Genomic DNA, 21,791 nt, shown 5'->3' with positions numbered 1-21,791 from the left:
CTCCCTGCGTTTACTTGCCAAGCACCATGGCGAAGACCAGCGGCGCGACGATTGTCGCATCCGATTCAATGACGAATTTGGGCGTCGAAACGCCCAGCTTGCCCCAAGTGATCTTCTCGTTGGGGACAGCACCCGAGTAGGACCCATAGCTCGTGGTGGAGTCGGAGATCTGGCAGAAGTAGGCCCATAGCGGCACCTCCGTGCGACCGAGGTCCTGACTCAGCATCGGCACGACACAGATTGGGAAATCCCCTGAAATCCCGCCGCCAATCTGAAAGAACCCGAGCGGATGTGTCGTCGTGGTCTCCTCGTACCATTCAGCAAGGACCATCATATATTCGATCCCGGAACGAACGATAGACGGATTCTTGACCGCACCTCGAATGCATTGAGCGGCGAACATATTGCCCATGGTGGAGTCCTCCCAACCGGGGACGAACATCGGCAAATTTTTCTCGGCAGCGGCAACCATCCAACTATCCTGCGGATCGATCTGGTAGGCCGATGCGAGCTTTCCGGAGCGTAGAAGTCGATAGAGGAATTCGTGAGGAAAAAAACGCTGACCCGAGAGATCGGCCGCTTGCCAGTCCTCCAGAACCGCGGACTCCAAACGACGCATGGCCTCTTCTTCGGGGATGCATGTATCGGTCACCCGATTGAGGTGTCGCGAGAGCAGTTTAGCCTCCTCTTCGGGGGAGAGTTCGCGATAGTTCGGGATCCTCTCGTAGTGGTCGTGGGCGACCAGATTGTAGAGGTCCTCCTCGAGGTTCGCGCCGGTGCAACAGATCCCGTGCACTTTCTCCTCACGGATGAGCTCTGCAAGCGAGATCCCCAATTCGGCAGTGCTCATCGCGCCTCCGAGCGTCAGGAACATCTGCCCCCCGGATTCGAGCAGATCGAGCCAACCCCGAGATGCGTCGATCAGCGTGGCTGCGTTGAAGTGCCGGTAGTGTCGCTCAAGAAATGTTTTTATGGGACTATTCATGGGACTGCGCTTTCGGTCGTTCGGTCCGCGGCCGCGCCTGCAGCATAATCTTCAATTCGGCCAATCGCACACCGCTCGCCATCGACCAGAATGGCATCATGTCGATAGTCACAGATCTTGCCTCGCTGGGAGGTCCAGCCGATCCGCTGGGCGTCCGCGAGGTTGGGACATTCGCGATCCAGCACCAGCAGGTATTGCCAATCGTTCTCCTCCGTGCGCACGCGTAATTCCTTGACGCCTTTGGCTCGAAAATCTCGAATCTTCGCGGTGGCGATGCATTGCCCGGTCGGCTGCGGAAGTTCCAACTGTGGACGTCGAACCAAGTTGCGAGGCGTTGCGCAACCCGCAATCGCCAAAAGGACCAGACACCACAGCCAAACTGATATGCGCCCCGGAATGCTCACCCCGACCTTCCCGCCTGATCGTTTGAGGAGCTTTCGTGCCGGATAACGCTTCCGCGGCGTGTCCAGCGACCTGTGGCCACCCAGGCACCCGTCGCGATCAGCGTGAAGAGGCCACCGAAAAGCCCACCGCACCAGATCCCTGTCGGGCCCAGGTCGGTCCAGCGGGAGAGTGCATAAGCCGACGGAAGATTGACCAGAAAGGTGCTGGCGAGCGAAATGGCCATGGGCACCATGAAATCGCCTGCGCCCTGCAGCGCCCGCATCAGAACCATCCCGATGCCCATGATCACGTAGCCTGCGGCCGAGAAGGCAAGGTATTCCGATCCGATACGAATCACCTCGGGGTCCGAAGTCACCAGTCCCAAAATATCAAAGCGGAAGACGAAGAGAATCGCCGCAAACGACCATAATAAGCCACCATGCACCAGAATCCCGGTACGCATCGCCCGCCATGCACGGGGCACATCCCCGTTACCTAGAGCTTGTCCGACAAGCGTAGCGCATGCGGTTGCCAGCGGGAATGAAAACTGCGGAATGATCATGCCCAGACGAAGGCCGATCGTATAGGCGGTCTGGACCTCCGTGCCAAAAGGCTTTGCGAGACGGAGGTAGAAAAATGCCGAAACCACCATCCCGATCATCTGAACTGCGGGTGGCCATGCCGAACGCAACAGCTTGAGCAAAATCGACGGTCGAGGGCGGAGGTCCGCAAGGCGTAGTCGAACACGTTTCGTGCCGCGGAAAAGGAGAAACATGCCAAGTCCCGCCCCGGTGATTTGGCCCAGACCCATTCCCAGGGCCACACCCCGGACACCCAATTCGGGTGCTCCGAAATGTCCAAAGATGAAAATCCATTCCGAAACGAGCGAGACCGTTACCTGCACCACCGAAACCAGCAGAGGGGTCGTGGTATCCCCGGCGCCAGTCAGGATCGCGCGAAATACAAACACTCCGCCAAAGCCCGCAGAGAGGACGAAGAGCCATTGCAGGTAAGGCAGCGCGAGTGGAAAGAAAGAAACATCGGCGCCGCTGAGAATCAGAAGGGACCGCGGCGCCAGGCCTCCGACGATTGCGATCAAGATGCCCAGCAATCCAGCCAACAAGAGGGCTTGTCCTGCGACCTCCTCCGCCTGACGGGGCTGGCCGGCTCCAATCCATTGCGAGACGTGCGACTGGGTCGCGAAGTTCAGGCCCATGAAGCCCATGATCACCAACTGCCAAACGGTCTGGTTCACAATAACGACAGAAGCCATGCTCTGATCACCAAGTTGAACCAGAAAGCTGAGATCAATGATCGGGTACAACGCGCCGACCCCGACGCTCCCCACGATCATCGGCAACGCGAGCACCAGCATCGAGACCAGCAGTGAACCCTCGCGATGGTCTCGCCCCAAGAGGGTCTTGAGGCGCCCGCGCGGCTCTTTTGATGCGTCGGCCTTCATCGTCCAAGTATTGATAGCACGGGAAACACCGACCCCCATCCGCACGGCGGAAATGTCGGTGATTGGCGTTCGGGTGGGTGTTGGAATATGAGAGACGGGTGCGTTTTGGTGTAGCAATCCCAACTGACCGCGTGGATGCTGCGGAGGAATTTCTTACTCCGGAGGGAGTCGCCGAGATTGCTCGGGCAGCCGAGGCCGCCGGCTTCGCCTCCTGTTATGTGACGGACCACCCGTTTCCGGTGCAACGCTGGTTGGATGGCGGAGGCCATCATGCACTCGATCCGTTCGTGACGCTCTCGTTTGCCGCCGCAGCGACAACAACGCTCCGCCTTCAGACGCACATTCTGGTGTTGGGATATCGCAACCCCTTTCTCCTCGCCAAATCGATTTTATCGCTGGATCTTCTATCGCGTGGGCGTCTGACCGTGGGGGTTGGCGCAGGCTATCTCCGAGGCGAGTTCGATGCTCTCGGCGCGACCTTCGAAGGGCGAGGCGCTTTGGCAGAGGAGACGATCACGGCGCTCAAGCTCGCACTCAGTGAGGAAGACGTCGAGTTTGTTGGCTCAAGCTTTCATGCAAGAGGAAATACGATGCGGCCCCTCCCGCTGCAGCGCCCGCACCCTCCGCTCTGGATGGGTGGAAACTCCCGCCCGGCGATTCGACGCGCGGTTGACTCCTGCGAGGGTTGGCTCCCCTTTCCAAACACGAAGGCTATGGCACGTTTTACCCGGACGCCTGCTTTGGAGACGGATGAAGACCTTGTTGAGGGACTGCAGTATGCCCAATCCTACGCGCGTGCGCAGGGACGCGAAGCCCCGCTGCAGATCGGCTACTCACTCGAGGGGATGGGGGGATCTTCGCGGTCCGGCAATGAGATGCTCGATCGAAGCCTGCTCCTGGGATCCCTTGGTGTCGATTGGTTGGCGATGGGATTTCCGGATCAAACGCGCGCCGGCTACATCGACTCGATTCACAAATTTGGCACCGAGGTCATCGACAAGATCGAACCCGGTTGAAAAGATCACGGTAACTACTTCTGTTTGCCTCCAAAGGAACCCGCTATGAGTGAATATGAAACGATTGATTATCGCGTCGAAAACGGAGTTGCGTGGGTGCGCTTGAACCGCCCCGAGAAGATGAACTCGTTCAATGACCAGATGCAACTCGAGCTCTCGCAGATCTGGCGGCGGTTGCGCGACGATGATTCTGTTGGGGCAGCAATTCTCTGCGCGGCCGGCGACCGCGCTTTCTGCACCGGCATTGATCGATCCGAAGCGATCGCAGATGACGCGGGTGAACATGAGGGGGGCTCTCCTGCGGACACCCTGATGCACTTCGACGATCCGGGCGCAGCACTTGGGCCGAAAGCAAACGATTTGTGGAAGCCGGTGATCGGTGCTGTTCGAGGAATCGCCTGCGGCGGAGCTTTCTACATGCTCGGTGAGGTCGACATCATGATCTGCTCTGATGACGCGACCTTCTTTGATCCGCACGTCACCTACGGGATGGTGGCCAGTTACGAAACGATCCATATGGCGCAGAAGATGCCCTTCGGTGAACTTCTGCGAATGCAGCTGCTGGGGGCACACGAGAGGCTGAGCGCCGAAACCGCCCATCGGATCGGGCTCGTCAGCGAAGTCTGTGGCGCTGATGAACTGGAAGATCGGGCCCGCTGGATTGCGGAAACGATTGCCGCCAGGCCTCGCGAGGCAGTTCAGGGGACCGTGCGGACGGCATGGGCAACGAGGGATATGACGCGCAGTCAGGCTCTAGCGAACGGGAATGCGTTCCTTGCCTTGGGCTGGAACCCCGAAAACCTTGCCGAGGGCCAGAAATTCTTCAGTTCCGGCCAGCGCGTCGAATGGAAAAAGCGCTAACCGGACGCCTGGCCCGTAGATTTTTCGATTTTTGGACTTTCCAACCATCCGTAGCGCACCGCGAAAGCTGTGACAGTCTCGCCCTCCCCGACCAGAATCGGGGCGGTGTAGAGTTGCCACTGGTCGGCCCTGGTTCCGCCCGAACGGCGAATTCCCAGCGAAACATTGGGATCCGTATGTGTGATCGTAGCCCTCCAACCGCCCTTCGCACGCTGCAGTTCGAGCCGGGGCGGCAAGGTAATGTTCGGTTCGCCATTTGTCGCAAACCGTTCGACGAGTCGGGACTCGGGGATCATTCCAAGGTCTTCGCTACTGGCCAACCACTCGTCCAAGGCCTGGCTTAGGGACTCGCGGGCCCCGGCATATCGAGGGTCGTTCGCGAGATTCCGAGTTTCCCAGGGGTCCGTGGAAAGATCGTAGAGTTCCTCTGGCCCCCGAGGTTCAAAAAATTTGGCCTGAGCGGGGTTGAGGTCCCCAGCCGCAAAGGCATCGCGCCACTCTCCCATCATGGGCACACCGCGCCTAAATTCCAGATCAAAAGCCGCCGGCAAATCCGGCTGCCAGTTTCGGATGAGCTTGTATTCGCTCGAGCGCACGGCCCGGGAGCGGTCCGGAAACTCGTCCAGTCGGTCCCGCGCAGCAAAGACGAACTCGCGCGGAGGCGCCGCACGGGCTCCGGAGAAGATCTGCCCGACCATCCAGTCCGGGGCCGCGACGCCCGCCATCGCGAGGATCGTCGGGGCCAAATCGACAAAGCTGATCATGCGTTCCTCAATCTGGCCCGGACTGGTCCCGACTGGTCGGAAGCGTTCCGGCCAGCGAATGATCATCGGAACCCGAATCCCGGCATCCGTCAGTTCTCTTTTAGCCCCAGGCAAGCCCGAGCCGTGGTCGGTGGTCCAGATCACGATGGTAGATGATTCGAGCCCGTCCCTCGCCAGTTGGTCGAGGACCACGCCCACCTCCTGGTCCATCAAGTGGATATTATCATATTGTCGAGCAACTGTTCCTCGCACCATTTCCGTATCGGGATAGATTGGCGGTAGAATGACACCGTCGGGGTCCGTCAACGCCTCGGGCGCGCGCCTACCGAGCAGATTGCCGACCATTAGAGCGGCGTGGGCAAGGTTTTCCGGCCAGAAGAATTTCGGGAAGAGGCCGCTTTCGTGTGTGGTCTGGAAGTTGATCAGACCGAAGAATGGTTTGTCCGGCGGCGCAGAGCGCCAATCCGGGGCGCCGAACGGGCTACTCTCGTCCCAAATGGTCCGCGGACTGTCGTCCGTCCATATTCGGGAGGCCAGCTGGTAGTCGGTCTTTCCGGAGTTGAAGGTATAATATCCGGCGGCCCGAAGGAGCTCGGGGTACGCTTTGACCCAGGGGGGAGGAACCGCGGCGTACGCACCCTCAGGGTAGCTGGCGGTGCGCATATGCCCTGCGCCGAGCGTGTTCTGATGAACGCCGGTAATCTGGGCGGCGCGGCTCGGCGAACAGACACCAGCGGTTGTGAACGTATTGGGAAACCGCGTCCCTTGGCCCGCCAACTCGTCCAGATGTGGGGTGCGCGCGACGGGGTCGCCAAACGCGCCCACTCGGGGACTCATATCCTCCGCCATCAGGAGAAGGATGTTGGGGCGTTCGTGCTGAACAGAGAAAGCTCGCTCCAGAGGTTCCGAGCGGCTACAACCCGCCAACGCCAGCAGCAGAGACGCCCCGACAACAGCCTCAAGGCTGCGAGCCGCGCGAATCAGAGCTCTCATAGAGTTCCGCCCATCCGGGAACGCACCATTTTCCGCATCGCTGCATGGTCCACAAGAGTCGACTGCAAATCAAGGTCACGGCGTGTGTGCCAGCCTCATTTGACGAATCCTTCATATGAAGATATCTCCATCTGATGGGCCACGATCACCATCACGGACACCACCATGGGCACCATGATGCCGTCGATCGAGCTCTGGGTTGGGCGTTTGTGCTGAATGGCGGCTTTTTGGTGCTCGAAGCCGCAGCCGGGTGGTGGACAGGTTCCCTGGCTCTTCTTTCGGACGCGGTACATATGATTGGCGACGTGGCCGCCCTGGCACTTGCCTACATGATGCGGCGACTCTCACGCTCGGCGGCGACGGCATCGCGCACCTACGGCCTTGTCGGTGCCGAAACTCTCGGTGCTTTTGTCAACGCGCTTGCTCTTATGGGTGCCTGCATTTTTCTGGTGGTGGAGGCTGTCGGCCGACTCAACGCACCGCTGCAGGCCGTCGAGGCGTGGCCCGTGATTCTGGTCGGTACGGTTGGTCTCATGATCAATTTGGGCAGCGCGTGGAAACTCTTTCAATCGGATCGGGAGAACCTCAACGTTCGCGGCGCTCTTCTGCATATGTTGGCGGATGCACTTGGATCTGTCGGCGCGGTAATTGCGGGTATATTCCTATCCTACGGCGTCCCGATAGCGGACCCTTTGATCGCGCTTCTGATCGCCGGGATCGTGGCTACGAGTTCCTGGCGCCTTCTTCGTGAGACCGGTGGGATCTTGCTGCAATTCACGCCGGTGACCCAACCAGCCGACGAGGTGCTTCAGGCTTTGCGGAGCCTGGACGGAATCGAAGACGTGCACGATTTACATCTCTGGTCACTCGATGGACGGGAAACGATCCTTTCCGTGCATTTGCGGATTCCGGACGGGAGTGACGCCGACCAGATCCGAAGGAGCGTGCAGGCGATGCTCACCGGTCAGTTCGGAATCACGCAAATGACAGTGCAAACCGAATTCGACGATGGCTGTTCAAGCGTAGAACAGGTCTGGTCTATGGAGAGGAAGTCCGGATGAATCGCAAAATTCGATCGGAGCGGAGTTGTGTGCGGAGTTCGGCATGGCCTTCGCCTCAGGCACTGACGCGCACCGCAACGATCTTGGGTGCGATCGCCCACCCCACGCGACTCGCTGTCCTTTACGCACTTGTCCGTGAGGGGGCGCTTCCTGTAGGGCGTCTCCAAGAAATTTCCGGCACGGAACAGAGCGCGCTCTCGCATCAGTTGCGGGTGTTGCGCGACGCCGAGCTCGTGAGCGCCACTCGCTCGGGCCGCCATATCATTTACGATCTTTCGGACGACTATGTGTCCCACCTTGTAGAAGATGCGCTGAGCCGCGCGCAAGAATCCTCCTAGCGAAGTTTCCCTTCGGTACAGGTTCCCGGTTCAGGATCCCCCGATATTCACCTCGGTCGCGCGCTGCTTGATCAACTCGCCATCGGCCTCCAGCAGAAACCCCTGCGCGACCGCATCGTCCGTGCTCGCTTCGATCGCGCTCACGTAGGATTCCCGCGTTGGATAGAGTTCTCGCAGTTGTTCCGGTCCGAAGAGCGTCGTGCGACCGAAAAGGTCGCAGAAGGCCGAGCCAACTTGGCCTTCGCCACTCAAGATCGCCACCGGCGCCTCCACATGGGGCGTGCGGACTCCGCCTCGCACATTTCCGAAATCATCGAGGATGAATTCACTCGATCGCAAAATAGTCCCCAGACGCGGTGCGGTCGGAATGGCTCTCTTGTTGCGGACGGCCTGGTCCAACGCGTGGATTGCTGCCTTGGCAACCCAATGCATGGGACCGTCATTGGCAGGGAATTCGCACTCGATAAAAGGTGGGCGGACCCGAGCTTCTTCGATTACGTCTGCCGTGCTGGCATCGCCACCCCGGTCGCGGGGCGATTTCAAGGTGGTGTAGATGTCCGAATGCGCCGACCCGGCCACCTCCCACAGGAAAAGGTAATCGGTATCCGGCTGCCGCACTCTTATGGAACCCAGACGGAACAGATCGGTTTCGCCCTGCAGGGTGATCACCGGCGTGCGCAGATCCTCCCGCAGCAGGGTGGGCGTCGGCGGATAAATCTCGTTTGTCAGAGCGAGGGCCCGGGCATCCGCTCCCCGGCTATGAATCAGAAAAGCATCGAAAATCTCGAACTTCGGCTGCACCGCGTTGAAGTAGGTGACCAGAGTGTATGCCGACTGTGATTGTCCGACAGCGATGATGCGCTTGACTCTCAGTCCGCCCAGCGGGTCCATACCGCGCGGCCTTCGCACAGCCTGCGCGGCCTGTGAGAAAATATCGTAAGCGAAATCGTCGCCGGGATGACTAAGCGACCCGTAACGGACAGGATCAACGACCTTGAGGGAGATATCGAAAGCCCCGCCGCCGCCTTCCACACCAACGGATTGCGCCGACACTCCCACATAAGCGTATCCGGAGCGACGAAGCTCGGTCTGGGTCTGCAGCCAGTCGGGACCCGCGTCGATACCGCCGGAGACATTGAACCATTCCATCACGACGGTGCCATTGAACTCCTTGGGGTCGATGGGCCGGTACACGACGATTCGAGTCCGATAGTCCGCTTGCGCGCTCTCCGTCACGTTCCATAGCCCGTCGACGGACAGTTCTCGGGCGCTCGTATAAGAACTCGCCGTGCCGGACATGAAGTATTCTTTCTGCTCGTAGCCAACCTCGGCAGGATCGAAGATTACGTCAGCAAAAAAGGGGCGTCCCGGGGTATACCCCTGAGTCCGTAAATCAACCGCCCCCCCGAGAATCGTGCAGCAATCGTCGCCGCCGCCACCGGTGATCGGTCCTTCGATCGTGGGGTTCGCCGGTTCGACCCGGTTCGGGGCACCCTCGCCACCACCGCCGCCACATCCGGCCGTCGACAGAAGGATCGCCAAACTGACGATGGAAACCGGGAGCGCACTTCCGCGCATGTTGGCCCTTTTGCGTTCGTTCATTTGCACGTCTCCCGAGGCGACCGCCTGGCACTCGACTCGCTAATTCAGGCCCGTCTGCGCCGAGTTTAACTGCGGAGCGGCCCGTTTGACAATTCACCTGCAGGCCGTTCCTTCATTTTGCAGGACATGTGCATCAGCGTCTGCGCGATCCCCAGGCAAGGTTGTGAGGAATCGAGTCCTGAAAAACAAAAAACCTCTGCAAAGCAGAGGTTTTTTTTAATGGAGCCGAGGGGGGTCGAACCCCTGACCTCCTGGCTGCCAGCCAGGCGCTCTCCCAACTGAGCTACGGCCCCGAGCAGGGTCTCTCTTACGGGACGCCGGTCCTTACTGCAATGTCTTCGGTAGGATTCCCCGACGTCCGCGTACTTTCGTCATGCGGTCTTCTGTCGCGAGCGCTTCTTTTTGGGAGCGCTCTTGCCCCCCGCTTTCATGCCCTTTTTTCGAAATTCATGGCCCCGACGCAACATCTCTGCCGCATGAGTCTCGGCATGAACGCCGCCCCCGCCCAACATTCGCGCCAATTCCGCCTTTCGCGCCTCACCCTCGATCGGGTCGACAATCGTTCGCGTGCGACCCCCGCGACTCCCTTTGGCGACGGCATAATGCGCGTCCGCATAAGCGGCAATCTGAGCCAGATGGGTAATGCAGAGGACTTGATGTTCCTCGGCCAATCGCGCGAGTCTCTCACCAACCGCCTCTGCCGTGCTTCCACCAATTCCCGCATCCACCTCATCGAAAACCATGGTGGGTACACCGGGGCCGCCGGCGACGTTGCGGAGAGCCAACATCACGCGGGATAGTTCGCCGCCGGAGGCCACCTTGCCCAGAGGAGACTCGCCCTCCCCAGGGTTCGCCGCCAGGAGAAACTCGATCTGGGACCGGCCATCCGAACCAAGGTTTGCTCCGTCGCGGTGCAGAACCTGCGCCGGGCCCTTCTCCGCTCTGGCTGGCAGATCAGAGAAGCCCACCGAGAAGGTTGCTCCCTCCATGCCCAGTGCCCCCAATTCGGCGATCACCGGTGGACATAAGGCCTTCGCACCCTTGCGCCTCAGTGTCTCCAGCCGGTCAGCGGCCTTCCATGTCGTATCGGCAGCTGCCGCCAGCTCTCGACGAAGCTCTTCGGGGTCCTGAGCATCGCGGGTAGCGGCATCGAGTTCGGCTGCCAAAGCTTCGCGGTGCTGGAGCAAGCCTTCGAGGCCCTGGACGCCATGTTTGCGCTCGAGGCGGGCCAGCAAGGCGAGCCGGTCTTCCACCTCCTCGAGACGGCTCGGGTCGTCACGCAAGCTCTCCGCATACCCTTGCAGTCCGCGAACCGCCTCCTGCAACGGAACGACTGCCTGCTCCAACCCTTCCGCGATCTCCTGCAGGTCCGAGTCCAGCTCTGCCATCTCGCTCATGCGCCGGGCCTGCCTTTCGAGAGCAGCCAACGCCGGTTGTTCGCCAAGGTCGAGTTGTTCAAGAGCCTCGGCGGCCGTCGCGCGTAGCTTCTCTCCATGGCGCAAACGTTCCCGCTCGCTTGTCAACGAAATCTCTTCCTTCAGATCAAGAAAGCCGGCTTCATCCAGCTCCTCGAGCTCCCAACGCGTAAGCTCGAGCCGTCGTTCGTGCTCGGAGAGGCCTTGTTCAACCGCCTCGAGTCGCGCGATCAATTTCAGGAGCGCACCGTAGCGGGAACGGAAATCCTCCGCTTTGTCGAGAGTGCCACAAGCGGCATCCAACATCTCCACATGGGCCTCGGGCTGCGCCAGCCGCAGGGATTCGTGCTGTCCCTGCAAATGCACCAATACACCGCCAACTTCGTTCAAGGTGGCCAACGTCACGGAGGCATCATTGATCGAAACCCGCGCTTTGCCCGAACGTGGAATCGTGCGTCTGACCAAAAGTTCCTGATCCGGCACCGGTACGCCAATTTCGTCCAGTCGGGCCAACAGGGCCCTTGCGTCGTCAGGCACCTGAAAATTCGCTTCGATTCGGGCTGCATCCGCGCCGCGGCGGACCACCTCGCTGCTGGCCCGATGACCGGCAGCGAGCGCGAGCGCCCGCTGCAGTAAACTCTTGCCCGCTCCTGTCTCGCCGGTCACGATATTGAGACCAGACCCGAATTCGAGATCGAGGTCTTCGAGCAGGGCCAGATTCGTTACCTTCAACCGAAGCAGCATCGTCTGTCCTAAGGCCTCGCCCAGCCGAGCTTCTTGCGCAGCAGCTCGTAAAAGGAAATATCGGCAGCGGTTACAAGACAAGCCTCAAAGGAGGAGCATGAGATTCGAATGGTATCCTCGGAACTCACCGATACCGTCTCCTGTCCGTCCAGAGTCAGCAATAACTCCTCACGGGAAGAGCCTAGCCGGAGCTCCAAGGTCGAGGAGTCGTGAACCACGATCGGTCGCATATTCAGGGCATGCGGACAGATCGGCGACAAGATCATGACCCGGACTGTCGGGTGAATCAGCGGGCCACCTGCGGAAAGGTTATAGGCGGTCGACCCGGTCGGAGTCCCCACGATCAAACCATCCGCGTTGAAAAGAGCGAGAAATTCGCCGTCAATGCGAGCCTCGAGGTCGATGGTCCGACCCATCGCGCCACGGCTGAGGACAGCATCATTCAGGGCTTGATGCTCTGTCGTCTCACCCGAGGCACGCACCACCGTCGCCTGCAGCATCCGCCGTTCCTCGACGTGAGCACGACCCTCGAGGGCCAAAGCGAGCACCTGTGTGAGCTCTTCCAATGGTGTCTCGGCAAGAAAACCCAGTGTCCCCAAGTTTACGCCAAGGATGGGTATCTTTCGGGGGCCGCAAAGGCGCGCTGTCGCGAGCAGGGTGCCATCCCCGCCCAGCACGACGATGGCCTCGGCCTTGTCAAACATCATCGATTTGGTCATGCCGGGAATCCCGAGAAGATCCGCGGTTTCGGGCTCGGTGGCGGCTTCAACACCATTGGCTGAACACCATGCCACGATCGGTCGCGCTGCCTCCAGCGCTTCCGGTGCCTCCCGCTTCAGAACCAGACCCACAATTGCCATATCCAGACGTTGGGCGTTTCTGGGCAGAAGCGCAAGCGCACTGGCATAGAAGCCTCGTCCATGAGATTGAAAAGAGTGTCCGAAGAATTGGAGCTATTCCCGACCCAGCCGCCTCCCAGACCGACCTCGGAAACGCCTCCCGAGGTACCGAGCGATGCCCCCTTGGCAGAAAGAATGCGCCCGCGGGTCCTGGCAGAGGTGCGGGGCCAGGAGCATCTATTGGGGCCCGGCAAATTATTGCGCTCGATGGTCGACGCTGGTCGAATCCACTCGCTGCTCTTCTGGGGCCCTCCAGGTACCGGCAAGACCACTTTGGCACGGTTGATGGCCCGGGAAGTCGACCTCTCCTTCATCGCCTTGTCGGCGGTTCTGGCCGGAGTCAAGGATATTCGAGCGGCAGTCGAATCGGCTCGAGTTCGCCAACAGGCGACCGGGCGGGCAACTCTTGTTTTCGTGGATGAGATTCATCGCTTCAACAAATCTCAGCAGGATGCGCTTCTCCCTCATGTGGAGGCAGGACTTTTCACCCTGATCGGGGCGACCACCGAAAACCCGTCATTCGAGGTCAATGCTCCTCTCCTCTCACGGACTCGGGTGCTGACCCTTTCGAGCCTGACCAGGGAAGCCATGGCCGAGATTCTCGAACGCGCCAGTTGCGATCCGGAACGCGGGTTGGGATTGGCTCCGGAAGACCTTTCGCCGACAGCCCGCGACGCGCTGATTGCGCACGCACAAGGCGACGCACGCATCGCTTTGGGAACGCTCGAGATCGCCGCCGAGATCGCCGTCGGACGCAAAGATACCATAATCGAGCCCGAACACGTGCTGGAGGCTGCCCAGCGAAAATCGCTTCGATACGATGCTCAGGGCGACCAGCATTATGATATCGTCTCTGCCTTTATCAAGAGTATGCGTGGGAGTGATCCTGACGGAGCGCTATACTGGCTGGTTCGCATGCTCGAGGCGGGAGAGGATCCCAAATTCATCGCTCGACGTATGGTAATTTTCGCGTCCGAGGATATCGGCAATGCCGATCCCGAGGCTCTTCGCATCGCGTTGTCCGTAAAGGATGCCGTGCACTTCACCGGCCTGCCTGAAGGGCGCATTCCCCTGGCGCAGGGAGTGACCTATTTGGCGACAGCCGTGAAGTCGAACGCCAGCTACCGCGCCCTCGGTGCTGCAACCGAAGAAGTCCGCTCGAGCGGGAGTCTGGCGGTGCCTTTGCACCTCCGCAACGCTCCGACCGAGTTGATGAAGGAGCAGGGTTACGGCGAAGGCTACGAATACCCGCACGACTTCGAGGGCAATCATGTAGCGTCCAATTATCTACCGGAAACCCTTCACGGAACCCGATTCTACGAGCCGGGCGGTCAGGGGCACGAGGAGACGATCCGGGACCGACTCCGGGGCTGGCGCAACGCCGTCAAAGGCAAGGTCGGCTCTGGCTGAATGCGCCAGGGGCTGGCAACTCAGACCGCGATCGAGTCGAAATCCGACATCGCACCCGGCTCCTTGCGACCCCGAAATGCGTTCTCGGCTTCCTGACGCAGGCGCTCGCCCTTGCCCTGATACCGAGACGAGTAATGAAAAACGCGGAGCCGTCGGGCCTCTGCGAGCCGGCCCAGAGCGCCCGCCTCCGCTGCGGTGAGGTGGTAACGCATGGCCGCCTGATCCCGATCCTCATCCAGAAACGATGCCTCGCAGTAAAGCGTTGTCGCGCCCCGAAGCAGCGGCAAGAGGACGGCCAAATTCTCCGGCATAAATCGCGTATCGACCACATATCCAATCTTTTGTCCGGGCGTGGTGCGTACCAGTTCCTGCAGGTCGCCGAGTCGGACCGGTATTTGTTCACCATCCCGACGGGCCGGCACCAACTCGGTAGCCGCCGGGCGTTGCTCGCGGAGGGCCTGTTTAAGCTCCGCGATCCACCGGCCGGGGAGGTAGCCCCTCTGGGCGATCTCATCGTTATCCACGTTGAGGTGAGTGGGCTCATCGAGGGCGAAAGACAAGCATGGGATCCGATGGTCGGTGATCCCGGCGCGGACGCGAAATTTTCCGTTATCGACCAGAAGCGGCCGCTCGGGCGACCCGCTCGGCTCAAGCGATTCGTAAGGAATTTCCTCTTGTTCAAAACCAGTCGCGGCGCGGAATTGCCAACGCCGGCAACCATCGACGCGGACCTCGGTGACGTCAAAGACCAGGGTATAGGACTCCGTCAGGTTCCATACATAGCCACGCAGTTTTCCCGCTACACAGGCCCCGATTCCTTCCGGCCCGTAGAGGTGGACGCGCTTGTCTCGATTCAGAAACAGCCGGAGCACGCGATCGAAGCCAATGAAGTGATCCATATGCGTGTGCGAAACAAAGATATGAGACGCCCGAAGAAGCTCGGCTGCAGGCAAGCCGTCATTCCGACCTAAATCAAAAACGGCAGCCGTGCCCTCCCACCGCATCCCGACAAAAAGCCCGGGATCCCCAAATGGGCCGTTGATCAGCCGCGGTTCGAAAGATGATGCCATGGCAATACTCTAGCAAATTTCGGCGAATAAAGGCAGGCTGCGACCCGATATCCCTTGGAGAATCCGGGACTCAGCTATGCGCCGCGATTTTTTCGTCCAGTTGATCGCGGGAGTAGACACGGAGTTTGCAGACGAAGCTGCACTCGGGGCAAACCACATTCTTGATTACAGGAAACGAAAGGTAGCTTTGCTCGATGGTTCCGAGTTCCTTTCGCATTTCCCGATGACAACAATCGTACAACTCGGTGCGCAATGCTGTTCGTTCACTTGCCTTGGCCATTGTTCGTTCGCTCCGCGTTTTCCTAGCGTTTAGAGTTCGGTCTCTTCCGGACCCCGTTTGGTGGCTCCGGATCTCTCTCTCATCTGATCGAGACTTTCGGCAGCGTCGCCGAGGTCCCCCTGGTGCATTGCCTGCTCGAACCGAGCGGCGACCGCCTGCATGATGGCAGCTTCGCCCGGATCCATTCGATTGGCTAACTGCACCAACTCCCGCATCGCAAGTGTGATCGCCCCGAGCGCATCCGGATTCCGGCCGTCTGCCTGAGCATTGAGTGCCTGCTGCAAAAGTTCGCGAACACGCTCGAGCCCCGGCGCCGCCTCGGGACCAAGAACAGGACGGAGCCCGTCGAGCCCCTGCAGCAGGACCTGCAGGTTCTCCGGTGCCAAAATCAGATCGTCGGCAGCCATCAGGGCCTCCTCGCGGCGATAGCGACTTCCGTCGCACCAGCCCGCTTGGCCTCATCGAGGATAAAGACCACCTCGCCAAGAACGATATCTCGGTCGCCCTCCAGTACCACCCGTTTGGCATCCGAACTTGCCACAGCAAGACGCAGGGTCTCCTGAAGGCTGGCACGATCGACCATTGCTCCGTCGACGTAGATCGCTGCCTGATCATCGACTGTAACAACGACACCGCGACTCTCGCTGGTCGTGTCAGCCGCCTCGGGAAGATTGACCTGAGGGCCCGATTCGACCATCGCCGAACTGGTCACCATGAAGATGATCAACAGAACCAGAAATATATCGGTCAATGGGGTAATATTGATCTCGGCGACGATGGCACCGTCGCTGTTGCCCTCAGGCAATCTGCCGACGGCCATCGCTCCCCCTTGCTGCGCAGAGCGCTTCGATGAAACGAGCGATGCCGACCTGCATTGTCGTCCCTAATTCACCCAGGCGAACCTGAAAGAAGTTGTACAGAGCCACGGAGATAATGGCGACACCCAACCCGAGGGCGGTAGCGACAAGTGCCTCAGAAATTCCGGATGCCACGACGGCGAATCCGCCGGTCCCGGCAATCGACATCTGGTGGAAAGCTCTCATGATCCCGACAACGGTTCCGAACAGCCCGATGAAGGGCGCTGAACTACCGATCGTTCCGAGAAGCCAGATGTTTCGCCTGAGCGTCTGTGCCTGTTCCATCCGAAACCCATCCGCGAGGACGAGAAGGTCCTCCACGCGCGTATCCCCGACACGGGGCAGCAGATTCAGATAAATCTGGCCGAGAGGCAGATCTCCGGCGTCCCGGCGAATCAGGGCTGCAGCACCCTCAGCATCTCCGTGCTGGAGCATGACCCCGATCTGCCTCGACAGCTCCATCATCTTCTTGTCGAGACCGCGGAGCGCCCATAGACGATCGGCGGAGACCGCCAGAGCGATGATCGAACAGGCTATCAACGGGTAGGTTGCGTAGTAGCCCTGCCGAATCAGATCGAGAAGAGTTTCTGTATCCATCATAGTCTTGCCGCAAATGTACCGAACTCGAGCCGATTCCGAAACTCCCCCCGGCAACTTCGCCGCTGGCGCTGTTCGATCACCCGCGCTAGCCCTTAGGTTACGACTATGAGAAGAGGCAGAGGATTCGCGGGAGCCGTAATTTCAGGCGCTCTCCTGCTCGGCGGATGCGCGGGGCTGGGGGCCCCCGAGCCGATGGCGTCGAGCGACCAACGCCTCGCTGGAAGCATTCTGAGCATTGATGTCGAGGCCCGGTCCTTGAAACTCACAGACAAGGGTTTCCGACATGAAGTCCGGCTGGCGCCAGAGGTCACGATTCGGTCGGGACGGACGGAGCGGCGACTTGCGGACCTTCAACGCGGTGATCGAATCGTGATTGTCTCTCGCGATTCCGAATCACGCGCAACCTGGATTGCAGTTTCCGGGCCCCCGTTGAAGAGGGCCCGGGAAGGTGCCAAGGAATAATTCATGAATCAGGCTCACAAAGAATTGCCTCGCTTCGATTTCGCTGGTCGCCGGGAGCGATTTCTGGCCTCCCTGGGTGAGGGATTAGCGGTTCTGCGTGCACCTGCTCTGGCCAGGCACGCCAACGATGTTGAGTATCGCTACCGGCCGAATGCGGATTTCTTCTATCTGACCGGGTTCCAGGAGCCGGAGACCGTCGCGGTCTTTGACGGCTCCGGCGAATCCGAACGATTCATCCTTTTCGTGGCCCCTCGGGACCCCGAACGCGAAGCCTGGACAGGCCCGCGCGCGGGTATCGAGGGCGCTTGCGAGGAGTTCGGCGCGGATGCCGCCTATCCCCTCGATGAGCTCGAATCCCGATTGCCGGTACTGATCGGAAAATCTCGAGAGCTCTATTATCCCCTCGGCTCCGCCCCGGAGTTTGATCCGGAGTTGATGCGACTGGCAGGGTCGGGCTGGGCTCGTCGACCCCGCTCCGCGGCGGGCACCCCCTCCTCCGTGATTGACCCCAGACCCATCGTCCATGAGATGCGGCTGTTCAAGTCGGAAGAGGAACTCGCCTGGATGCGCGCGAGTATTGCGATTGCCGCCGAGGCGCACCGAGAGGCTATGGGACAGACCCGCCCGGGCAAGACGGAATATGAGATCGAAGCGTTGCTCGAATATGTCTTCCGCCGCCGCGGTGCCGAGGGATGGGCCTACCCCTCGATCGTCGCGGGCGGGGAAAATGCGACGGTTCTTCATTATATTGCGAACACGGAAGCTTTGCGGGGCGGGGATCTACTCCTCATCGACGCGGGATGTGCGCTTGGACCGTATTGCGCGGATATTACTCGTACATTTCCCGTTGGAGAAGATTTCACAAAGGCTCAGGCGCAGATCTACGATCTCGTCCTCGCTGCACAGAAGGCATCGATCGATGAAGTGAAGCCGGGCAGCACTGTTGATGCGGTACACAAGGCCTCTGTAGAAATTCTGGCCGACGGGCTATTGTCTCTCGGACTCGTCGAGGGCAGCTTGCAAGAGGTGATCGATGGCAGCCTCTATCAGCCTTGGTACATGCACCGAACCAGCCATTGGCTGGGGATGGACGTGCACGACGTTGGCGCCTATGAGATCGATCGCAAGCCTCGACCGCTCGAACCCGGCATGATCCTGACAGTCGAGCCTGGGCTCTATTTCTCACCGTCCACAGCCGGCACCCCGGCAGAATACAAGGGCATCGGAGTTCGGATCGAGGACGACGTACTGGTGACCACGGACGGATGCGAGGTGCTGTCCCACCGAGTGCCCAAGGAGCGCGACGAGATTCTCAGTTTGCGCGCGGCTGCGTTTTAGTCTTCGCGAGAAACCGCTTCGACCAAACGCACCAGCGTCGCCACGCCCCAACCGACTGCGCCACGCGGCACACAAGGGCGGCTCTTCTCCGAGAAGGCGACTGCCGCGATATCCAGATGGGCCCACGGGAGCCCTGAGGTAAACGCCTGCAGGAAGAGGCCGCCAAAAATTGAGCCCGCTGTTCCGTCGCCCGTGTTCTTCAGGTCCGCGATCGGGCTTGCCAAGGCTGCGCGGTAGCTGTCAATCAACGGGAGCTCCCACAGGGGTTCGCCAGCCTCTTCCCCGGCCGCACGCAATCGCGAGACCAGTTCGGAATCCGACCCCATCACAGCACCGATTCCGGTTCCCAGAGCAACCGTCGCGGCACCCGTAAGAGTTGCCAGATCGACGATATAGCGCGGCTTCACCCCTGAACCGCATCCGTTTGCGGCGTATCCGAGAGCATCGGCGAGCACCAGGCGGCCTTCGGCGTCCGTGTTCAGAACTTCGATCGTCTTTTTATTGTAGGTCTCAAGCACGTCCCCGGGGCGACAAGCATTACCACCCGGCATATTTTCGGCACAGGCGATCAGTCCGCGAACTTCAACGTCCGGCTTCAGTTCGGCGATTGCCTTCATCGCACCTAGTACGGCTGCCCCCCCGGACATATCCCGTTTCTGAATTTCCATCCCCCGCGAAGTCTTGAGAGATAGCCCTCCGGAATCAAAGGTGATGCCCTTGCCCACCAGACAAATATGATCTGGCGAGGGCTTGGTGCCGCGGCGCCCCTTGGGCTTGTAAACCAGTTCGATAAGGCATTCATCCCGGTGACTTCCCTGCCCCACACCCAAAATCGCCCCCATCCCGAGTCGCTTGAGTTGCTTGGGCCCATGAAGGGTGATCTGCAGACCGCTTTTCTTCGCCAGCGCACGCGCAATCGCCCCGAACTTCGCGGGATGAAGGACCGCGGCCGGGAGATTGATCCAGTCGCGGCTGTCGCGGGTCGCCTCGGCAATGATTCGGCCCCGATCCTTTGCCACGCGGGCTCGCGCAGACTTCGCCGCGCCCAAAACCACACAACGTGTTGGCCCTCGCGGTGCGACTCGCTGAGCCACAAGCTTGGGTTGATAGTCACTCAACAGGAGACCCTCGACCGAAGCCTCGACCGCGATTTCGCTCCGCTCCTTCTCGTCGGCCGCATGAATCGAGATGGCCATCAATCCGGCCTTGACCCCGGCCGCTGCGCCTCGCGCACGACCGGCAAACTCGCGCCATGCCGTTGATCCGAACTTGCCGTCGGGGCCGGAACGTCCCATGCCGATCAGAGCGATCATCTCTGCGGGGTGTTGACCGTGTGTCTGGTAGATATAGACGCTCCCTGCTGCCGCGGGGTTCGACTTGCGACGGCGAGCCTCGGCCATGAGACGGCCGTCAGTCGCCTCATCGAGTGCGCGAAGCTCCGCCGATAACTCGTCTGCCTCAAAAACTGGAACGGCGAGGAACTCGGTTGCATGCTTGAGGGCCTTTGCGGTCCCCGTCTGGATTTCCATTTGATTCATCATCATGTCTCATCCTGAATGTTGGCGGAGGTAGTTCAGTACCCCTGTTCGTTGCGATGTCGGCAAGGGGCCCCAGCCCCGAGCGAGCCTGAATTCATCCATCCGTCGAACCTGAAACTCCCAGCTGGCAAATGTGAGGGCCTTGGGCGGAATCGGCGCGTGGCAGCTTCCACAGGCTTCGATATAAAGTCGCGCTCCCGGTGAATCGGTTTCGGGCAACTCCGAGGCGCAGCCAAGGATTCCGCTCGTCCCGAGAAGAAAGAAAAAAAGCCAAGCTTTCTGAGAGGGCCTTGAGAACACCACTTCCAAGCCTACCGGTGAAAATAGTGCCGTGCACGAATTCAATCCTTGGATGCTTACGAAAAAGCATGAATGCTCGAGAAATTCGTATCTGAAGAAAGGTCCAATGCGAGATGCTCTTCACCTGAATGCAGCCGTTTGCGACCCGGCGGTGAAAGAACAAGGCAATCCGCTCGGGCAAGCGAGTGAAGAGCCCCCGAGTTCTGGTTCCCGGCCAATGTGGCGGTAACGGCACCGCCCACCACGCTCCGCTGGCACCGCACGAGTTCGTGGAAACGCTCGGAAGTTCCCATATCTTCCGCCAGAACCACCTTGATCGTGGGACGAAACAAGTCGCGCCGGCCCAGAATCGATCGAATCGCGGGTCCGACATAGATTTCGAAACAGACCATGGCCGAAACCGGATTGCCGGGTAGGCCGAAGAACAGAGCGCCGTCACCTTGCTGGCCGAATGTAACGGGCTTTCCGGGTTTTTGTGCGACTTTCCAAAAGCTTCTTTCCACACCCAAGTCCTCGAGAACTTCTTTGACATAGTCGAACTTGCCGACCGACACACCGCCGGTCGAGATGACCAGATCATAGGTCGCTGCCGAGCGGAACGCCTCTGTCAGAGCCGATTTCGTATCGCGAACAATTCCCAGATAGTGCGGTTGGCCCCCACAAACTTGCACTGCCGCAGCGAGCGCATGGGCGTTGGAGTCATGGATTTGCCCGAAACCCAGCGGCTTCCCCACAGACACCAATTCATCGCCGGTACCTAAAATCGCGACTCGCGGAGGTGTGACCCGCTCAACTTCCGTGCATCCGAGTGAAGCCAAAAGACCAATATCGGCCGGGCGCAGCTGGCTGCCTCCGAGCAGGACGGTCTCGCCCGCGGCCAGATCGATCCCGGCGGGCCGGATAAAGCACCCTGCTTCGACCCTTGCGGAGATGTGGACGCCATCGGCCATCTCCCTGAGATCCTCGATCGGGATCACCGCATCAGCTCCGTCAGGAAGCGCCGCCCCTGTCATGACCGACGCCGCGTGGCCCGGTGGAAGTTCACCCGGCTTGGGGCTTCCCGCGGCGACTGTCGGGCCTTTCCGCAAGCGAATCGGACTTTGGGTGGAGGCCGACGCAGTTTCGCGGCTGCGGACGGCATAGCCGTCCATTTGAGAGTTCCGGAAAGACGGGACGTTTACGACGGCCTTCACCGGACCCGCCAGTGTGCTTCCGCATGCATCCCCTAAAGCCACTCGCTCGATTTTTCCTGTCTTCGTCCGGGCCAGGACCCTTTGGATCGCCTCACCTATCGAGATCATTCCGTTTACCTTGCCTTTGAGGATCGGGCGGTCAAGTCCTTGCTAAGGAGATAGAAAATTCCGCAGAATCAAGGTTTTTGTGGAAAATAACTCGTCCGAGTGTATAAGTTT

The 21,791-nt window shown here is 60.1% G+C and carries 21 protein-coding genes and 1 tRNA gene; 7 read left to right on the top strand and 15 right to left on the bottom strand.

Features of this window, described 5'->3' with window-relative positions:
- Positions 1-10: 10 nt before the first annotated feature.
- Genes P8K07_09440 through P8K07_09430 form a run of 3 tightly spaced genes read right to left on the bottom strand, consistent with a single transcriptional unit; the run spans position 11 to position 2,831 of the window.
- Positions 11-985, bottom strand: coding sequence for a deoxyhypusine synthase family protein (locus P8K07_09440; protein ID MDG1958748.1), 975 nt, complete (start codon positions 983-985; stop codon positions 11-13).
- Positions 982-1,389 carry a DUF6491 family protein gene (locus tag P8K07_09435; GenBank protein MDG1958747.1) on the bottom strand — a complete coding sequence of 136 codons (408 nt, stop codon included), beginning with the start codon at positions 1,387-1,389 and terminating at the stop codon, positions 982-984. Before P8K07_09435 ends, P8K07_09440 begins: the two co-directional genes overlap by 4 nt.
- Complete coding sequence (locus P8K07_09430; protein MDG1958746.1) at positions 1,386-2,831, bottom strand: MATE family efflux transporter; 1,446 nt, start codon at positions 2,829-2,831, stop codon at positions 1,386-1,388. The genes P8K07_09435 and P8K07_09430 overlap by 4 nt, the downstream gene beginning before the upstream one ends.
- Positions 2,832-2,929: 98 nt before the next feature.
- Between P8K07_09430 and P8K07_09425 the strand changes: the two genes are divergently transcribed.
- Together P8K07_09425 and P8K07_09420 are read left to right on the top strand one after the other, a co-directional pair.
- Complete coding sequence (locus P8K07_09425) at positions 2,930-3,847, top strand: TIGR03619 family F420-dependent LLM class oxidoreductase (protein ID MDG1958745.1); 918 nt, start codon at positions 2,930-2,932, stop codon at positions 3,845-3,847.
- A 45-nt stretch (positions 3,848-3,892) separates the two neighbouring features.
- Entirely contained in the window at positions 3,893-4,708 is an 816-nt protein-coding gene (locus P8K07_09420; protein ID MDG1958744.1) for an enoyl-CoA hydratase/isomerase family protein, read from the top strand.
- Here the strand turns inward: P8K07_09420 and P8K07_09415 are convergent.
- Positions 4,705-6,465, bottom strand: coding sequence for a sulfatase (locus P8K07_09415; GenBank protein MDG1958743.1), 1,761 nt, complete (start codon positions 6,463-6,465; stop codon positions 4,705-4,707). The genes P8K07_09420 and P8K07_09415 overlap by 4 nt on opposite strands.
- A gap of 134 nt (positions 6,466-6,599) precedes the next feature.
- On the opposite strand from P8K07_09415, the gene P8K07_09410 reads away from it, so the two are divergent.
- Positions 6,600-7,526 (top strand): cation diffusion facilitator family transporter, encoded by a 927-nt coding sequence (locus P8K07_09410; protein ID MDG1958742.1) that lies wholly within the window; start codon positions 6,600-6,602, stop codon positions 7,524-7,526.
- Positions 7,523-7,864: a metalloregulator ArsR/SmtB family transcription factor gene (locus tag P8K07_09405; GenBank protein MDG1958741.1), complete on the top strand. Its 342-nt coding sequence runs from the start codon at positions 7,523-7,525 to the stop codon at positions 7,862-7,864. Before P8K07_09410 ends, P8K07_09405 begins: the two co-directional genes overlap by 4 nt.
- A gap of 30 nt (positions 7,865-7,894) precedes the next feature.
- On the opposite strand, the gene P8K07_09400 is transcribed toward P8K07_09405, so the two are convergent.
- The 4 genes from P8K07_09400 to P8K07_09385 form a co-directional block, all read right to left on the bottom strand.
- The gene (locus P8K07_09400; GenBank protein ID MDG1958740.1) at positions 7,895-9,466 is read right to left on the bottom strand and encodes an alpha/beta hydrolase domain-containing protein; all 1,572 of its coding nucleotides are present in this window, start codon (positions 9,464-9,466) and stop codon (positions 7,895-7,897) included.
- 220 nt (positions 9,467-9,686) lie between these two features.
- Positions 9,687-9,759, bottom strand: a tRNA-Ala gene (locus P8K07_09395).
- A gap of 78 nt (positions 9,760-9,837) precedes the next feature.
- Positions 9,838-11,625 (bottom strand): DNA repair protein RecN, encoded by a 1,788-nt coding sequence (gene recN / locus P8K07_09390; GenBank protein MDG1958739.1) that lies wholly within the window; start codon positions 11,623-11,625, stop codon positions 9,838-9,840.
- An 8-nt stretch (positions 11,626-11,633) separates the two neighbouring features.
- Positions 11,634-12,485 (bottom strand): NAD(+)/NADH kinase, encoded by an 852-nt coding sequence (locus P8K07_09385; protein MDG1958738.1) that lies wholly within the window; start codon positions 12,483-12,485, stop codon positions 11,634-11,636.
- 174 nt (positions 12,486-12,659) lie between these two features.
- Here P8K07_09385 and P8K07_09380 point away from each other — a divergent pair, with 174 nt between their 5' ends.
- Positions 12,660-13,934 carry a replication-associated recombination protein A gene (locus P8K07_09380; GenBank protein MDG1958737.1) on the top strand — a complete coding sequence of 425 codons (1,275 nt, stop codon included), beginning with the start codon at positions 12,660-12,662 and terminating at the stop codon, positions 13,932-13,934.
- Positions 13,935-13,954: 20 nt separating this feature from the next.
- Here the strand turns inward: P8K07_09380 and P8K07_09375 are convergent, their stop codons facing one another.
- The 5 genes from P8K07_09375 to P8K07_09355 all read right to left on the bottom strand — a co-directional run bounded on the left by P8K07_09375 (position 13,955) and on the right by P8K07_09355 (position 16,741).
- Positions 13,955-15,004 carry a ribonuclease Z gene (locus tag P8K07_09375; GenBank protein ID MDG1958736.1) on the bottom strand — a complete coding sequence of 350 codons (1,050 nt, stop codon included), beginning with the start codon at positions 15,002-15,004 and terminating at the stop codon, positions 13,955-13,957.
- 70 nt (positions 15,005-15,074) lie between these two features.
- Positions 15,075-15,284 carry a hypothetical protein gene (locus tag P8K07_09370; protein MDG1958735.1) on the bottom strand — a complete coding sequence of 70 codons (210 nt, stop codon included), beginning with the start codon at positions 15,282-15,284 and terminating at the stop codon, positions 15,075-15,077.
- Between the two features lie 29 nt (positions 15,285-15,313).
- Positions 15,314-15,691 (bottom strand): hypothetical protein, encoded by a 378-nt coding sequence (locus P8K07_09365; GenBank protein ID MDG1958734.1) that lies wholly within the window; start codon positions 15,689-15,691, stop codon positions 15,314-15,316.
- Positions 15,691-16,104 (bottom strand): biopolymer transporter ExbD, encoded by a 414-nt coding sequence (locus P8K07_09360; protein ID MDG1958733.1) that lies wholly within the window; start codon positions 16,102-16,104, stop codon positions 15,691-15,693. Before P8K07_09360 ends, P8K07_09365 begins: the two co-directional genes overlap by 1 nt.
- Complete coding sequence (locus P8K07_09355; protein ID MDG1958732.1) at positions 16,082-16,741, bottom strand: MotA/TolQ/ExbB proton channel family protein; 660 nt, start codon at positions 16,739-16,741, stop codon at positions 16,082-16,084. The genes P8K07_09360 and P8K07_09355 overlap by 23 nt, the downstream gene beginning before the upstream one ends.
- A gap of 105 nt (positions 16,742-16,846) precedes the next feature.
- Here P8K07_09355 and P8K07_09350 point away from each other — a divergent pair, with 105 nt between their 5' ends.
- Both P8K07_09350 and P8K07_09345 read left to right on the top strand, forming a co-directional pair.
- Positions 16,847-17,203 carry a hypothetical protein gene (locus P8K07_09350; protein MDG1958731.1) on the top strand — a complete coding sequence of 119 codons (357 nt, stop codon included), beginning with the start codon at positions 16,847-16,849 and terminating at the stop codon, positions 17,201-17,203.
- A 3-nt stretch (positions 17,204-17,206) separates the two neighbouring features.
- On the top strand, positions 17,207-18,541 hold the full coding sequence (locus P8K07_09345; protein MDG1958730.1) for an aminopeptidase P N-terminal domain-containing protein: 1,335 nt from the start codon (positions 17,207-17,209) through the stop codon (positions 18,539-18,541).
- Here P8K07_09345 and P8K07_09340 read toward each other — a convergent pair.
- Positions 18,538-20,085: a leucyl aminopeptidase gene (locus tag P8K07_09340; GenBank protein ID MDG1958729.1), complete on the bottom strand. Its 1,548-nt coding sequence runs from the start codon at positions 20,083-20,085 to the stop codon at positions 18,538-18,540. The two genes, P8K07_09345 and P8K07_09340, sit on opposite strands and share 4 nt — an antisense overlap.
- Positions 20,086-20,435: 350 nt before the next feature.
- Positions 20,436-21,680, bottom strand: coding sequence for a molybdopterin molybdotransferase MoeA (locus P8K07_09335; protein ID MDG1958728.1), 1,245 nt, complete (start codon positions 21,678-21,680; stop codon positions 20,436-20,438).
- Positions 21,681-21,791 lie beyond the last annotated feature (111 nt).

Source organism: Candidatus Binatia bacterium (assembly GCA_029248525.1).
Taxonomy (GTDB): Bacteria; Desulfobacterota; Binatia; order UBA12015; family UBA12015; genus UBA12015.
This window is presented reverse-complemented; position numbering and strand designations above follow the sequence as displayed.

Coding starts and splice junctions, on each gene's coding strand:
- P8K07_09355 (MDG1958732.1), bottom strand. CDS start 16,741: ATGATGGATACAGAAACTCTTCTCGATCTGATTCGGCAGGGCTACTAC.
- P8K07_09365 (MDG1958734.1), bottom strand. CDS start 15,691: ATGGCTGCCGACGATCTGATTTTGGCACCGGAGAACCTGCAGGTCCTG.
- P8K07_09370 (MDG1958735.1), bottom strand. CDS start 15,284: ATGGCCAAGGCAAGTGAACGAACAGCATTGCGCACCGAGTTGTACGAT.
- P8K07_09410 (MDG1958742.1), top strand. CDS start 6,600: ATGGGCCACGATCACCATCACGGACACCACCATGGGCACCATGATGCC.
- P8K07_09415 (MDG1958743.1), bottom strand. CDS start 6,465: ATGAGAGCTCTGATTCGCGCGGCTCGCAGCCTTGAGGCTGTTGTCGGG.
- P8K07_09350 (MDG1958731.1), top strand. CDS start 16,847: ATGAGAAGAGGCAGAGGATTCGCGGGAGCCGTAATTTCAGGCGCTCTC.
- P8K07_09340 (MDG1958729.1), bottom strand. CDS start 20,085: ATGATGATGAATCAAATGGAAATCCAGACGGGGACCGCAAAGGCCCTC.
- P8K07_09360 (MDG1958733.1), bottom strand. CDS start 16,104: ATGGCCGTCGGCAGATTGCCTGAGGGCAACAGCGACGGTGCCATCGTC.
- P8K07_09380 (MDG1958737.1), top strand. CDS start 12,660: ATGCGCCCGCGGGTCCTGGCAGAGGTGCGGGGCCAGGAGCATCTATTG.
- P8K07_09345 (MDG1958730.1), top strand. CDS start 17,207: ATGAATCAGGCTCACAAAGAATTGCCTCGCTTCGATTTCGCTGGTCGC.
- recN (MDG1958739.1), bottom strand. CDS start 11,625: ATGCTGCTTCGGTTGAAGGTAACGAATCTGGCCCTGCTCGAAGACCTC.
- P8K07_09405 (MDG1958741.1), top strand. CDS start 7,523: ATGAATCGCAAAATTCGATCGGAGCGGAGTTGTGTGCGGAGTTCGGCA.
- P8K07_09400 (MDG1958740.1), bottom strand. CDS start 9,466: ATGAACGAACGCAAAAGGGCCAACATGCGCGGAAGTGCGCTCCCGGTT.
- P8K07_09335 (MDG1958728.1), bottom strand. CDS start 21,680: ATGATCTCGATAGGTGAGGCGATCCAAAGGGTCCTGGCCCGGACGAAG.
- P8K07_09440 (MDG1958748.1), bottom strand. CDS start 985: ATGAATAGTCCCATAAAAACATTTCTTGAGCGACACTACCGGCACTTC.
- P8K07_09430 (MDG1958746.1), bottom strand. CDS start 2,831: ATGAAGGCCGACGCATCAAAAGAGCCGCGCGGGCGCCTCAAGACCCTC.
- P8K07_09420 (MDG1958744.1), top strand. CDS start 3,893: ATGAGTGAATATGAAACGATTGATTATCGCGTCGAAAACGGAGTTGCG.
- P8K07_09375 (MDG1958736.1), bottom strand. CDS start 15,004: ATGGCATCATCTTTCGAACCGCGGCTGATCAACGGCCCATTTGGGGAT.
- P8K07_09385 (MDG1958738.1), bottom strand. CDS start 12,485: ATGGCAATTGTGGGTCTGGTTCTGAAGCGGGAGGCACCGGAAGCGCTG.